This window comes from Devosia sp. Micro-HW1 (genome assembly GCF_056341075.1).
The window spans coordinates 1583445-1595896 of sequence record NZ_CP094375.1; the positions used below are offsets into that span (position 1 = coordinate 1583445).

Here is a 12452-nt window from a genome sequence, read left to right on the forward strand (position 1 = left end):
GAAGTGCCCACCACCAGCGACGCAATGTGTTAACCTTCTGTTAACGTATTCGACCGGGAGGGGCACCTTGTCGTCACCAGCCTATATCGACGCGGCCACGATCAAGCGCCTGTCGGTGCTGCATCCCTGGCGCACCGCCTTGGCCGTCCTTTTCGACTGGGGCGTCATCGCCGCCGCCATTGCCCTCTCCCAGTGGGCGCAGAACCCGCTCGTCTACCTGCTCGCCGTGGCCGTCATCGGCGGCCGCATGCATGGCTTTGGCGTTCTGCTGCATGACTTTGCGCATTACCGTTTCCTCAACGGAAACAAGGCGCTGAGCGATTGGGTCTGCGACATCCTGCTTGCCTGGCCGGTGCTCACCACCGTCGCCAGCTACCGCTCCAATCACCTCGCCCACCACCGCTACACCAATACCGACAAGGACCCCGACTGGGTGTTCAAGCTGGGCCATCGCAAATTCACTTTCCCCAAGGCCTGGCAGGAAGGTGTGCTGGAAATCCTCAGCTATTTCATCGTCCTGGGCTCGATCCTCGACATCTTCGGCATGCTGCATCGGCTCAAGGCCGCCGAAAAGCCCCCCCTTTCCCATCGCCTTGTTCGGCTTGGCTTTTATGTCGCCATGGCCGCGGTTTTCACCCTGCTCGGCATCTGGATGGATGTGCTGCTCTACTGGTTCGTGCCCTACCTCACGACCTTCTTCCTGCTCATGCATGTGCGCAGCGTGGCCGAGCATTTCGGGTCGATGGATTACACGCACGAATTGGGCGGCACCCGCTCGGTCCTGCCCTATACCTGGGAGCGCGCCTTCTTCGCCCCGCACCACGTCAATTTCCATCTCGAGCACCATCTCTATCCGAGCGTGCCCTTCTACAATCTGCCCCAGCTCCACCGGGCGCTGATGGCCAATCCCGCCTATGTTGCCCGCGCCCACAATACCCGCGGCTACACGACCGGCCTCGTGCGCGAGACCCTCTTCGGCACCGCCTCCATTCCGGCGAGTTGAACAAAAAAGGCCGGACCCCGCGGCCCGGCCTTCAAATCTTCAACGGGAACAATCCCTTATTCGGCAGCGGCCTTCTTCGGCGTCACCGCGCGGGCATAGGCGTCGATCAGCGTGCGGCAGGCTTCGCCGGGGGTGAACGTGTTGTCGCCGATCAGCGACACCGGAGTCACTTCCGCAGCCGTACCCGTCAGGAAGCACTCGTCGAACTGGCCGAGCTCTTCGGGCATGATATGCCGCTCGGTGACCGTGTAGCCATTTTCCTTGGCCAGCGCGATGAGGGTCTGACGCGTGATGCCGTTAAGGAAACAGTCCGGGGTCGGCGTGGTGATGGTCTTGCCCTTGACGAAGAACACGTTGGCGCCGGTCGCCTCGGCCACATAGCCGCGATAGTCCAGCATCAGCGCATCGGCATAGCCATTGGCCATGGCCGCATCCTTGGAAAGGGTGCAGATCATGTAGAGCCCGGCGGCCTTGGCCGAAGACGGAATGGTTTCCGGGCTCGGACGCTTCCACTTGCTCCACTCGAGACGGATGCCCTTGAGCTTTTCCTCGACCGAGAAATAGCTCGGCCACACCCAGGCGGCGATGGCCACATGCACCTTGTTCTTGCGGGCCGGCACGCTGAGCTCTTCCGAGCCGCGCCAGGCAACGGGGCGCACATAGGCGTCGACCAGGCCGTTCTTTTCCAGAACCAGCTGCTTGGCGGCCTCGATTTCATCGACCGTGTAGGGGAACGGCATGTCGAGAGTCGCGGCCGAACGGATCAGGCGTTCGGTGTGTTCGCGGGATTTGAAAATCTCGCCGCCATAGGCGCGCTCGCCCTCGAATACGGAACTGGCATAGTGCAGGCCGTGGGTGAGCACATGCACCTTCGCGTCCTTCCAGGGTTTGAGTTCACCATCAAACCAGATCCAGCCTTCGCGCTGGTCCATAGGCAGGCCTGCCATTTTTCCTCTCCGAAATTCGGTCTTTGCGCCGTTCCTGTAGAAGCGGCCGTTTGCTCGATCATGCATCAGCGGCCATACCCTTGGCAAACCGGAACGGCTTTGTGATAAGACCAATAGATGACGCCGATGGAGGGACCATGCCAGCGGACCGAAAAAATGTCAACAACGCTGACATAAATTCTCTAGCCGTGCACGCCCATCTACCCCTCGACATCATGGGCCTGTTCTTTTTCGCTTACCGCGACTTCACGGGCGATGCCGATGCCCTGCTTGAGCGGCAGGGTTTTGGGCGCGCTCATCACCGCGTGCTCTACTTCGTCAATCTCAGGCCCGGCATGCCGGTCGCCGACCTGCTCGACGTCCTCAAGATCACCAAGCAGTCCCTCGCCCGGGTCCTGCGCCAGCTCATCGACAATGGCTATGTTGAGCAGCGCACCGGCCATGCCGACCGGCGGCAGCGTCTGCTCTACGCGACCGACAAGGGCCGGGACTTCTTCGCCCAGCTCTCGGCCACCCAGGCCAGTCGCATCGACTCGTCCATCGCTGCCATGCCGCCCGAAGCGGCTCGCATCGTGCGCCAGTTTCTGGTGGGGATGGTCGACCCCGCCGACCGGTCGGTGCTGGACAGGTTGAACCTGACGGCCAAGCTCTGACGGCTGGCATGATCGGCAGCCCGGAAGGTGTCCTCGCCCTGCTGATCGCCGCACAATCCCACATCTATGCCAGTCAGCTCGACGAAGCTGCGGCGCTGTATCTAACTGTGCTGTACGAGCCGGCCTTGGCCGAACTCCCGAGCGCCAGCATCGAAGTCCTCGCCAATTATGGCGCCCTGCTGCTGCGCGAGGCCCTTGAGGTCAGTGACGGCGGGGTATTGCGCGATAAGCTCGACCGCGCCATCGATATGCTATTGCGGGCGCAGGACCTGTAATGGCGTGCGCCCGAATATGGCAACCCGGTGATTACAAACGCCAACCTGGCGCTGGCCTGTTTTCAGCGCCACGTCGCCACCGGCCAGCACGCCGACCTGCTTTCAGCCCATCTCGCCCTCGATAGCGCCGAGGCAAACCTGCGCGACGCCGACCAGGACCTGCGCGACTGGGTCCGCTCGATCCGGAACATGCTGGTCGGACATGTCGACCGGCGCCGGAACACGCGCTAGCGGGCCAACGGCGCGCTAGCCGCCTCCCAGTTCCTCGCTCCGCTTGCGGGCCGCATCCACCGCCCGCTCCATCAACGGTGTCAACCCGTCGTCGGCCAATAGCACAGCGAGCGCCGCCGCCGTAGTGCCATTGGGCGAGGTCACGTTCTGCCGCAGCACGCTCGCCGGAGCCGGGTCCGCTGCCATCAGTGCCGCCGAACCGATCACGGTTTGCCGCGCCAGTTGCATGGCCACATGTTCGCTCAGCCCCTGCGCGACACCGGCTGCGGCCAGTGCCTCCACGAGGTTGAACACATAGGCCGGGCCCGAGCCGGAAACCGCGGTCACGGCATCGAGGTCTGCTTCAGCATCGAACCAGACCACCTGCCCCGCAGCGGACAGCAGCGCCTCTGCCGCGGCTCTATCCCCCGCCTCGACATCGGGGCCGGCGACGGCGCCGCTGATCCCCTGGCCGATCTGCGCCGGAGTATTGGGCATGCTGCGCACGATACGGCCGGTGCCAAGGCCCGCAGAAAGCTTTTCGATGGAAATGCCCGCGGCGATCGAGAGGATCAGCGTATGCGGTCCGATCACGGGCTTGAGCCCGTCCATGACCGCGCCGATGATCTGCGGCTTGACCGCCAGAACCAGCACATTTGGCATCAGACCCAGCGCTTCGGGATGAATGACGAGGTCGAAATCGGCGGCCAGTTCGCGCGCGGCCTCGCCCGGCGAGGGATCCACCAGCACCAGATTGTTCGCGGGCAGGCCGGCATCGAGCCAGCCGCGCGCCAGCGCAATCCCCATTTTGCCGGCACCAACCAGCATGACGGGACCGATCGTGTGAAGGTTTGTCATCGGCGGGCCTCCTTGGGCATGTCTGAGCTTGGCCCCAGACATGCCCCAGGAGAGGGTCCGAATGCAATGAGCGAGCGTGTCTAGGCTTCGCCGACCGTCTCGAACATCACATGGCTGAGCGCATCGGCGGCCGATTTGCCGGCCCAGACCACGAACTGGAAGGCCTGGTAGTAGAGATCGCAGCTATCGGTGGCCGAGCGCAGCAGCGCCTCGCATTGCGGGGGCGACACATCTGCGCCGCCGGTCAGCAGGTGCGAGTTGCGGAACAGCACCACGCCTTCCTTGTTCCAGATATCGAAGTGACCGATCCAGAGCTGCTCGTTGATGAGGCTGATCAGTTGCTTGATTTCGGCGCGGCGCCCGTCAGGCACCTTGAGGTCGAAGGCGCAAGCGATATGGAGGCTTTCGAGGTCCTCCATCCAGTTGAACGACACATGGTAGTCGCTCCAACCGCCGCGTACGGAAATGGAAATTTCGTCGGCATCCTGCCGCTCGAAGGTCCAGTCATTGATCGATGCGATATGCTCGACGAGGTCCACCGGGTGGGAGACGCGATCGGGCTCGAATTCAATCAGGGACATGCAAAAAGTCCGTCCTAAAGGCGTTTTTGTCCACGCGGCCATTCGGCCACCACTCTCGGGGTACGCACGGAAGAACAAACACGCCGCTCGCACGGCTCAAGAATCGTCCTCCGAACTGAACCCTACACCGCGTCTCTGATTCCGGGGACGCGGCGGGAGAGGGGAAGGCCAATCTCTTGTGGATGATGATCACGAGATTATGGTTAACGGACCATTAACGCCGATGCCTGCCTCTGTGCCGAAATGGCGCTTTTCCGGGCCATTCATGGGGCTTTCCACAGCCGCGCGGCCGCCACTTTTCCACAAGTCCGCAAAGCCGGCGGGATCGGAGCCTAGAACTCGCACTTACCCGAGCGTCTCGGGGCCGGCCCATCCGAACCGTATCGCCTCCCCCCAGCCGGGATAGCCATTGGCCTCCGCCATGCGCGCGGCCGCCTCGGTATCATAGGGCACGCCGATCAGCGCCGTTTGCCAGCCCGTGGGCCGTCTTTCGATGACGGCATAATGCGCATCGGGGGAGCCGCGAAGCAACTGCATGCCCACCGAGCCGGGATTGACGATCAACCGTCCGTCGCTGAGCCGCAGGGCTCGCGCAATATGGGTGTGACCGCATAGGATCACTTCCTGCCCGATCCCCACCGCCTGGCGCGCCACATCCTCTTCAGAAGGCAGAACCGTCGCGCGGCCATCGTAGAAATTGTCGAGCCAGGCGGCTTCATCGTCGGCCGGCGTTCCGTGGCAGAGGAACAGGTCCTGGCCAAGTGTCGCGGTCGCCGGCAGGCTTGTCAGCCAGGCCAGCTGTTCGCTGCTCAGCACATTGCGCGCCAGCACGTCCACTGACCACGGATTGGCGCGCCGCGATGGGTCCGACACCCAGCGATCATGGTTGCCGCGGATGGAGACCGCGCCGAGCGCCATGATCCGAGCCGCAGCGCCACCGGGGTCGATCGGTCCACTCACGTGGTCGCCCAGGCAAACGACCGCATCGAAACTCTGCCGCGCCATATCGGCCAGCACGGCGTCAAGCGCCGGCACATTGCCGTGAATGTCCGAAAGAACCGCGATGCGCACGCTGTCAGAACCTCTGCGCGGGAACTAGGCCTTGGCCTTGCCGGCGCGCAGTTCCGCCAGTTCCTTGCGCAGGACCTCGATTTCTTCGCCCTGCACCTGCACCAGTTCGCGCAGCGCGTCGAAATCCTCGCGCTTGACCAGGTCCATGTCATTGACGATCCGTTGCGCCTGGCCCTTGACCACGGTCTCGACCTCGCGGCGTACGCCGTCGGCTACGCCCGCCGCCTCGTTCATCACCCGGCCCAACCCGTCGAAAATCCGATTGTTCTGGTTCATGGCGCGCTTCCGTCGCTTGTGTGTCTTGTCTGCCCCGATATGTAGGACACGGGCCGCCACTTGGCCAGTGCGGCGAATGGCGCCCCGCGCCATCGACACCCAACCGGCCGCTGCAACACAAAGGCGTGTCGTTCACCTTCGGTAAGTCATTGCCAGTGAACACAATTGACCCACGCCCTGCTGGACAGTCTTGTGGGCTGGATCAGTGTCGGATGACTTTATGCGCCTTGCCCCTCTGCTTGCCTTTTGCCTGTTGTGCCCAACGGCACCCGTCGCTGCCGCCAACCCCCAGTTCGACAAGCTCGCCGGCACGGTGGAAATTCTGGCCGGCGCCACCTTCTGCAACGGCTCGGCCGAAACCGAGCGGCAGGTGGTGCAGCAATGGGCCGACCGCGAGATCGGCAATGAGCGCATCCGCACCATATGGCAGGAGGCCATCGATGACCGCGTGCGCTTCCTCGCCTCCTTCAAGGACTATAATTGCGATCCGGTCCTGGCCCAGCTGGCCAGCTTCGATATCGGCGCCTTCCAGCCCGCTGCGGCCGCGGGGTCAGTCGATACCCCCGTCGGCGCGCCGGCTGGGAATGACGCCGGGGAAGCCGCAACTGCCCGGCCTTCAGACTTCACCGTGCTCGAACCCTACCGGGACAGTGGCCCATGGCGGCAAGTCGGTGAAATTCCAATGGCCTTTCGCGGTTTTTGGCAGTGAGTTCGTCTGCAACTTCGCTGCCACTGAATACACGGCGACCGGCGATATCGTTTACTGGCAGGATGATCCCCCCAAGGTCAGGGGACTACGACGCCATCTTCATCTCCGGCAAGCGCGTGGCCATGGGATCCAACGGCATAACCACGGTCTTCGAGATGACGTCTGCGGGTGAGTTGCACCGGGTAGCGCATATCTATCCACCCCACATAAACCTGGCTGAGCCTGAACCCACGACGTTCAGTCCCTGCACCCGAGCCCAGCTGGCCGGCTACCTCCCAACAGAAAAGCTCGCCGCCTATGACTGGGGCGCCGAAGGGTCTCGCAGTTCAACTCTCAGCGACCTCTGCGTCATGCACGAGGACCTGATCGCCCTGGTCGTCGACATGCATGCCAATGGCGCCGGCATGCAGGACGCCATGAGCATGAATGGCCAGACCTTCAACGTGAACCAGAAGCTCTGGTACTTCATCGACCGCACGGTCGAGCAGATTTATGGCGGCCAGGCCGAGGCGGTGCAGCAGCGCCTCGGCTCGGGCAAATGGACCGAGCAATGCAGCGATTGGCTGGCCTTCGTCTAGACGCGCAGGCAACCCTGAAGACAAAGCGGCCCGGCGCTTCGGAGTGAAGTGCCGGGCCGTTGCTTTGGCGGGCGCTGGGGAGCGCCGGATGCCTTAGTAGTGCACCGACTTGCTGTCGATCGGGTTGGTCGAGGTCGGCGGTGCAAACTTGGTCAGGTCGATGCCATCAACGGCGCTGCGGTATTCCTCGGCGCTCGGCGTGCGGCCAAGGATGGCCGAAAGCACCACGACCGGGGTCGAAGCCAGCAGCGACTCGCCCTTCTTGTCGGCCGAGTCTTCCACCACGCGGCCCTGGAACAGGCGGGTCGAGGTGGCGAGAACGGTGTCGCCCTTCTCGGCCTTTTCCTGGTTGCCCATGCACAGGTTACATCCCGGACGTTCGAGATAGAGGATGTTCTCATATTCGGTGCGGTTGGCCGTCTTGGGCGACACGTCATCGAACTCGAAGCCGGAATACTTCTGGAGAATCTCCCAGTCGCCTTCGGCCTTGAGCTCGTCGATGATGTTGTAGGTCGGCGCGGCGACAACCAGCGGCGCCTTGAATTCGACCTTGCCCGCATCCTTTTCCAGGTTCTTGAGCATCTGGGCGACGATCTTGATGTCGCCCTTGTGCACCATGCACGAGCCCACAAAGCCCAGATCCACCTTCTTGGTGCCGCCATAGTAGGAAACCGGGCGGATGGTGTCGTGGGTGTAGCGGCGCGAGACGTCGGAATTGTTGACATCGGGGTCGGCGATCATCGGCTCGTCGATCACGTCGAGATCCACGACAACTTCCGCGAAATACTTGGCATTGGCATCTGGCTTGAGCGCCGGCTTTTCGCCCGAGCGGATTTCGGCGATGCGGCGATCTGCCTTGGCGATGAGGCCCTTGAGAGTGCCCGCGGCATTGTCCATGCCCTTGTCGATCATGATCTGCATGCGCGACTTGGCGATTTCGAGGCTCTCGATCAGCGTCTCATCCTGGGAAATACAGATCGACGCCTTGGCCTTCATCTCGGCCGTCCAGTCGGTGAAGGTGAAGGCCTGATCGGCCAGCAGCGTACCGAGATGCACCTCGATGATGCGGCCCTGGAAGACGTTGTCGCCATGCTGCTGCAGCATCTGTGCCTGGGTGGCATGCACAACGTCACGGAAGTCCATCCACGGCTTCATCTGCCCCTTGAAGGTCACCTTGACCGATTGCGGGATCGGCATGGTGGCTTCGCCGGTGGCGAGCGCCAGCGCCACGGTGCCCGAGTCGGCGCCGAAGGCCACGCCCTTGGACATGCGGGTATGGCTGTCACCACCGATGATGATGTCCCAATCGTCAACCGTGATGTCGTTGAGCACCTTATGGATCACGTCGGTCATGGCGTGATAGTGGCCCACCGGGTCACGCGCGGTGATGACGCCGAAATTGTTCATGAAAGCCATGAGTTTTGGAATATTGGCCTGGGCCTTCTTGTCCCAAACCGACGCCGTGTGACAGCCCGACTGATAGGCGCCATCGACCAGCGGCGAGATGACGGTGGCCGCCATGGCCTCCAGCTCCTGCGCGGTCATGAGACCGGTCGTATCCTGCGAGCCGACGATATTGACGATCACGCGCACGTCCGAGCCGGCATGCAGAACCTTGCCCGGGGTCACGCCAACCGCATTGCGGTTGAAAATCTTCTCGACGGCGGTGAGGCCAACGCCCTCAACGGTGATTTCCTTGTTCGGGGCGAACACCTGCGGCGCCTCGATGCCCAGTGTCTGGGCGGCAAAGGTCTGCAGCTTCTTGCCGAAGACCACGGCATAGGACGAGCCGGCCTTCATGAATTCGGTCTTCTGCGGGGTGAAGGCGGAGGCAATGTCCACCAGTTCGTTGCCGGCCTCGTCGCGCAGCTTCTTGGCCTTGGTGTCGATCTTGAGCACGGTGCCGGTCTCGACCGAGTATTTCTGCTCAAGAACAGGGTTGCCTTCATTGTTGAGGATCGGCTTGCCGTCCTCGCCCAGCTTTTTCACCCAGTTCTTGAGATTGAGGCCGATGCCGCCGGTCACGTCGACCGTGGTGGCAAAGATCGGCGAAATGCCGTTGGTACCGGCCACAATGGGCGCAATATTGACGAAGGGCACATAAGGGCTGGCCTGCTTGCCGGTCCAAAGCGCCACATTGTTGACGCCCGACATGCGCGAGGAGCCCACGCCCATCGTGCCCTTCTCGGCGATCATCATCACGCGCTTGTCCGGGTGCTGCTTCTGAAGCGCCACGATCTGCGCCTGGCCCTCGGGCGAGATCATGCACTTGCCATGCAGTTCGCGGTCAGCGCGGGAATGGGCCTGGTTGCCCGGCGAGAGAAGGTCGGTCGAAATATCGCCTTCGGCCGCGACATAGGTCACGACCTTGATCTCGTCCTCGACATCCGGGAGCTTGGTGAAGAATTCGGCCTTGGCATAGCTTTCGAGCACGTCCTTGGCGACACCATTGCCGGCCTTGTAGGCATCGCGCAGGCGGAACATGTCGGCGTCGTAGAGGAAGACCTGCGTCTTGAGGACATCGCCGGCAGCGGCGGCATGGACGCCGGTGCCCAGCGCAACGTCGAGCAGGACCTGGATCGAGGGGCCGCCCTTCATATGCGAGAGCAGTTCCAGCGCAAAGCTCGGGGTGATTTCGGCGACCGCCACTTCGCCCAGGATGATTTCCTTGAGGAAGGCCGCCTTGACGCTGGCGGCCGGCGTGGTGCCAGGCAGCGTGTTGTAGATGAAGAACTTGAGCGCATCCGCGCGCTGCGGATTGCCTGCATCGCGGATGATGGCGATGATTTCGCCGGTCAGCCCGCCACCGTCGATCGGCTTGGGTGCCAGACCCTGTTCTTTTCTGCTTTCGATTTCAGCCAGGTAATCGGAGTACAGGGTCATCGCTATCTCAACATCAAAAGTGTGCGGCGCCAGGCGCCAGAAATTCGGGGTTTGCCGATCGGCCTGAAGGTCCAGGTCCGACTACGCCAACCAGGGCCAGCGGGCAACCTATCGCATTTGCGCAAACAAAGTACTTTTGTTTGAGCAAGGCCCGGTCGGGAATGGGCAATGGCTTCAGTTGCCGCCGAGCTTCAGCTGGGAGCGCAGTAAATCGCGTAGAGCGTGGTCAGGACCTGCGTAACGGCCTCCGAGGCGAGGCGATACATGATCGCCTGCCCCTCTCGCCGCGTCTTGACCAGACCCATGGCCCGGAGCTTGGAGAGGTGCTGGGACAGCGGCGATTGTTCCAGTCCCACGATCCGCGCCAACTCGCTCACACTGCGCTCCTGCTCGAGGAGGTTGCACAGGATCAGCAGGCGCTTGGGATTGGCCATGGCGGCCAGCAGCTGCGCGGCCTCCTCCGCCCGCGGCTCGAGATCGGCAATATGCATCGTGATGGGCGGCGTCTGGTTCATGCTTGACATATTAGAATATTCGAATATACGAAACAACTGTTTTCGAATGGCGGCCGGACCACGGGGCTGCTCCCACTGACGAATGGACCATGATTACCACATTTACACCCTTTGAAGCGGCCCTTGGCGGGGCGCTTATCGGCCTCGCCGCCACGGCCCTCATGGCCCTCCATGGCCGCATTGCCGGCATGACCGGCATTCTCTCCGGCGCGCTGTTCTCGCGCGGCGGCTTCGATTGGCGCCTTGCTTTTCTCGCCGGTACCATTGCCGCCCCGGCGCTCCTGTACGTGCTATCCGGCAATCCGCTGGCTGTGCAAGCCGACCTGCCACTCTGGGCCATCGTCGCTGGCGGCCTCCTGGTGGGCATCGGCGTCACCTTTGGCGGCGGCTGTACCTCGGGCCATGGCGTTTGCGGCATTGCCCGCCTCTCCGCCCGCTCCATTACTGCCACGCTCAGCTTCATGGCCAGCACCTTTGCTACTGTCTTTGTATTGCGTCACGCGCTGGGGGGCATCTGATGCGCAGTCTTCTGTCGGCCCTCGCCATCGGCCTCGTCTTCGGCCTCGGCATTGCCATTTCAGGCATGGGCAATCCCGCCAAGGTCCTCAACTTCTTCGATCTGTTCGGAACCTGGGACCCCAGCCTGCTCGTTGTCATGGGCACAGCCCTGACAGTCACCTTTGTCGGCTACCGGCTGGTGCTGCGTCGACCCGCGCCCCTGTTTGATCGCTCGTTCCACCTGCCGCAAAAGCGCGACATCGACCTGCCCTTGATCGGCGGCTCGGCACTGTTCGGCATCGGCTGGGGCCTCTCCGGCTTCTGTCCGGGTGGCGCCATACCAGCGCTGGGCACCGGCCACCCCGCGCCCCTCATGTTCGTCGCCGCCATGATTGGCGGCATGGCCCTGGCCCATGCTCTGCGGGCCGTTTCAACGCGCCGCCGGGCCATGGCCTGAACCCTCGGAAAGGAAACAGAAATGACCCTCTCCCTCTTGCCCTTCACGCCTGATCTTAGTGTCAGGCCCGAAGTCGTCGCCTTCTTCGACGAGCCGACCAACACCATCAGCTACATCGTCAAGGACCCCGCTTCCACCGCCTGCGCCGTCATCGATTCGGTGATGGATTTCGACTACGCCTCGGGCAGCATCACCTATGAGGGCGCCGACCGGATCATCGCCCATATCCGCGACAATGGCTGGACGCTCGAATGGCTGATCGAGACCCATGTCCATGCCGACCACCTGTCGGCCGCGCCCTATATCCAGTCCGTGCTCGGCGGCCAGTTGGGCATTGGTGACCAGATCTGCGTCGTGCAGGACACGTTCGGCAAGATCTTCAACGAAGGCACCGAATTCCAGCGCGATGGATCGCAGTTCGACCGGCTGTTCAAGGATGGCGACACCTACCAGATCGGCAGCATGACCGCCCATGTTCTGTTCACCCCAGGTCACACCCCGGCCGACATGGTCCATGTCATCGGCAATGCAGCCTTTGTCGGCGATACCCTCTTCATGCCCGATGGCGGTTCCGCCCGGGCTGACTTTCCCGGGGGCGACGCGCGCACGCTCTATCGCTCGATCCAGCGCCTGCTGACCCTGCCGGGCGAGATGCGCCTGTTCATGTGCCACGACTACGGCCCGAACGGCCGCGACATCCAGTGGGAAACCACCATCGCCGATGAGCGCGACCACAATATCCATGTTGGCCACGGCACCTCGGAAGATGATTTCGTCGCCATGCGCGAAGCCCGCGACGCGACCCTGTCCATGCCCAAGCTCATCATCCCCTCGCTGCAGGTCAACATGCGCGCCGGCCAGATGCCGCCCGCCGACGACAGCGGCCAGACCTTCCTCAAAGTGCCCGTCAACGGGCTTTCCCGCACCAAGGAGTAAGC

General features: G+C 62.8%; 16 protein-coding genes. 9 read left to right on the forward strand and 7 right to left on the reverse strand.

What is annotated here, in order from left to right; genetic code table 11:
• The first annotated feature begins 67 nt into the window (after positions 1 to 67).
• Positions 68 to 1003, forward strand: coding sequence for a fatty acid desaturase family protein (locus MQW79_RS07480; protein ID WP_476587740.1), 936 nt, complete (start codon positions 68 to 70; stop codon positions 1001 to 1003).
• A gap of 56 nt (positions 1004 to 1059) precedes the next feature.
• On the opposite strand, the gene MQW79_RS07485 is transcribed toward MQW79_RS07480, so the two are convergent.
• On the reverse strand, positions 1060 to 1950 hold the full coding sequence (locus MQW79_RS07485) for a branched-chain amino acid aminotransferase (protein ID WP_476587742.1): 891 nt from the start codon (positions 1948 to 1950) through the stop codon (positions 1060 to 1062).
• A 137-nt stretch (positions 1951 to 2087) separates the two neighbouring features.
• On the opposite strand from MQW79_RS07485, the gene MQW79_RS07490 reads away from it, so the two are divergent.
• Genes MQW79_RS07490 through MQW79_RS07500 form a run of 3 tightly spaced genes read left to right on the forward strand, consistent with a single transcriptional unit; the run spans position 2088 to position 3109 of the window.
• Positions 2088 to 2603: a MarR family winged helix-turn-helix transcriptional regulator gene (locus MQW79_RS07490; RefSeq protein WP_476587743.1), complete on the forward strand. Its 516-nt coding sequence runs from the start codon at positions 2088 to 2090 to the stop codon at positions 2601 to 2603.
• An 8-nt stretch (positions 2604 to 2611) separates the two neighbouring features.
• Complete coding sequence (locus MQW79_RS07495) at positions 2612 to 2878, forward strand: hypothetical protein (RefSeq protein WP_476587745.1); 267 nt, start codon at positions 2612 to 2614, stop codon at positions 2876 to 2878.
• 27 nt (positions 2879 to 2905) lie between these two features.
• Complete coding sequence (locus MQW79_RS07500; RefSeq protein WP_476587746.1) at positions 2906 to 3109, forward strand: hypothetical protein; 204 nt, start codon at positions 2906 to 2908, stop codon at positions 3107 to 3109.
• Positions 3110 to 3124: 15 nt separating this feature from the next.
• On the opposite strand, the gene proC is transcribed toward MQW79_RS07500, so the two are convergent.
• The 4 genes from proC to MQW79_RS07520 all read right to left on the reverse strand — a co-directional run bounded on the left by proC (position 3125) and on the right by MQW79_RS07520 (position 5874).
• Complete coding sequence (proC, locus tag MQW79_RS07505) at positions 3125 to 3946, reverse strand: pyrroline-5-carboxylate reductase (protein WP_476587748.1); 822 nt, start codon at positions 3944 to 3946, stop codon at positions 3125 to 3127.
• 80 nt (positions 3947 to 4026) lie between these two features.
• Complete coding sequence (locus MQW79_RS07510; RefSeq protein ID WP_476587750.1) at positions 4027 to 4527, reverse strand: type III secretion system chaperone family protein; 501 nt, start codon at positions 4525 to 4527, stop codon at positions 4027 to 4029.
• A gap of 345 nt (positions 4528 to 4872) precedes the next feature.
• Positions 4873 to 5598 (reverse strand): metallophosphoesterase family protein, encoded by a 726-nt coding sequence (locus tag MQW79_RS07515; protein ID WP_476587751.1) that lies wholly within the window; start codon positions 5596 to 5598, stop codon positions 4873 to 4875.
• 24 nt (positions 5599 to 5622) lie between these two features.
• Entirely contained in the window at positions 5623 to 5874 is a 252-nt protein-coding gene (locus MQW79_RS07520; RefSeq protein ID WP_476587752.1) for an accessory factor UbiK family protein, read from the reverse strand.
• Positions 5875 to 6094: 220 nt separating this feature from the next.
• Here MQW79_RS07520 and MQW79_RS07525 point away from each other — a divergent pair, with 220 nt between their 5' ends.
• The gene (locus tag MQW79_RS07525; RefSeq protein ID WP_476587753.1) at positions 6095 to 6583 is read left to right on the forward strand and encodes a hypothetical protein; all 489 of its coding nucleotides are present in this window, start codon (positions 6095 to 6097) and stop codon (positions 6581 to 6583) included.
• A gap of 62 nt (positions 6584 to 6645) precedes the next feature.
• The gene (locus MQW79_RS07530; RefSeq protein ID WP_476587754.1) at positions 6646 to 7161 is read left to right on the forward strand and encodes a hypothetical protein; all 516 of its coding nucleotides are present in this window, start codon (positions 6646 to 6648) and stop codon (positions 7159 to 7161) included.
• A 93-nt stretch (positions 7162 to 7254) separates the two neighbouring features.
• On the opposite strand, the gene MQW79_RS07535 is transcribed toward MQW79_RS07530, so the two are convergent.
• Entirely contained in the window at positions 7255 to 10044 is a 2790-nt protein-coding gene (locus tag MQW79_RS07535) for a bifunctional aconitate hydratase 2/2-methylisocitrate dehydratase (protein ID WP_476587756.1), read from the reverse strand.
• Positions 10045 to 10235: 191 nt separating this feature from the next.
• Positions 10236 to 10559 (reverse strand): ArsR/SmtB family transcription factor, encoded by a 324-nt coding sequence (locus MQW79_RS07540; protein WP_476587757.1) that lies wholly within the window; start codon positions 10557 to 10559, stop codon positions 10236 to 10238.
• 89 nt (positions 10560 to 10648) lie between these two features.
• On the opposite strand from MQW79_RS07540, the gene MQW79_RS07545 reads away from it, so the two are divergent.
• From MQW79_RS07545 to MQW79_RS07555, 3 genes are read left to right on the forward strand one after another with little or no spacing between them, the layout of a single operon-like run.
• The gene (locus MQW79_RS07545) at positions 10649 to 11077 is read left to right on the forward strand and encodes a YeeE/YedE family protein (RefSeq protein WP_476587759.1); all 429 of its coding nucleotides are present in this window, start codon (positions 10649 to 10651) and stop codon (positions 11075 to 11077) included.
• Positions 11077 to 11514, forward strand: coding sequence for a DUF6691 family protein (locus MQW79_RS07550; RefSeq protein WP_476587761.1), 438 nt, complete (start codon positions 11077 to 11079; stop codon positions 11512 to 11514). Before MQW79_RS07545 ends, MQW79_RS07550 begins: the two co-directional genes overlap by 1 nt.
• 21 nt (positions 11515 to 11535) lie before the next feature.
• A complete protein-coding gene (locus tag MQW79_RS07555) occupies positions 11536 to 12450 on the forward strand; it encodes an MBL fold metallo-hydrolase (protein WP_476587762.1) in 915 nt (304 codons plus the stop codon).
• Positions 12451 to 12452 lie beyond the last annotated feature (2 nt).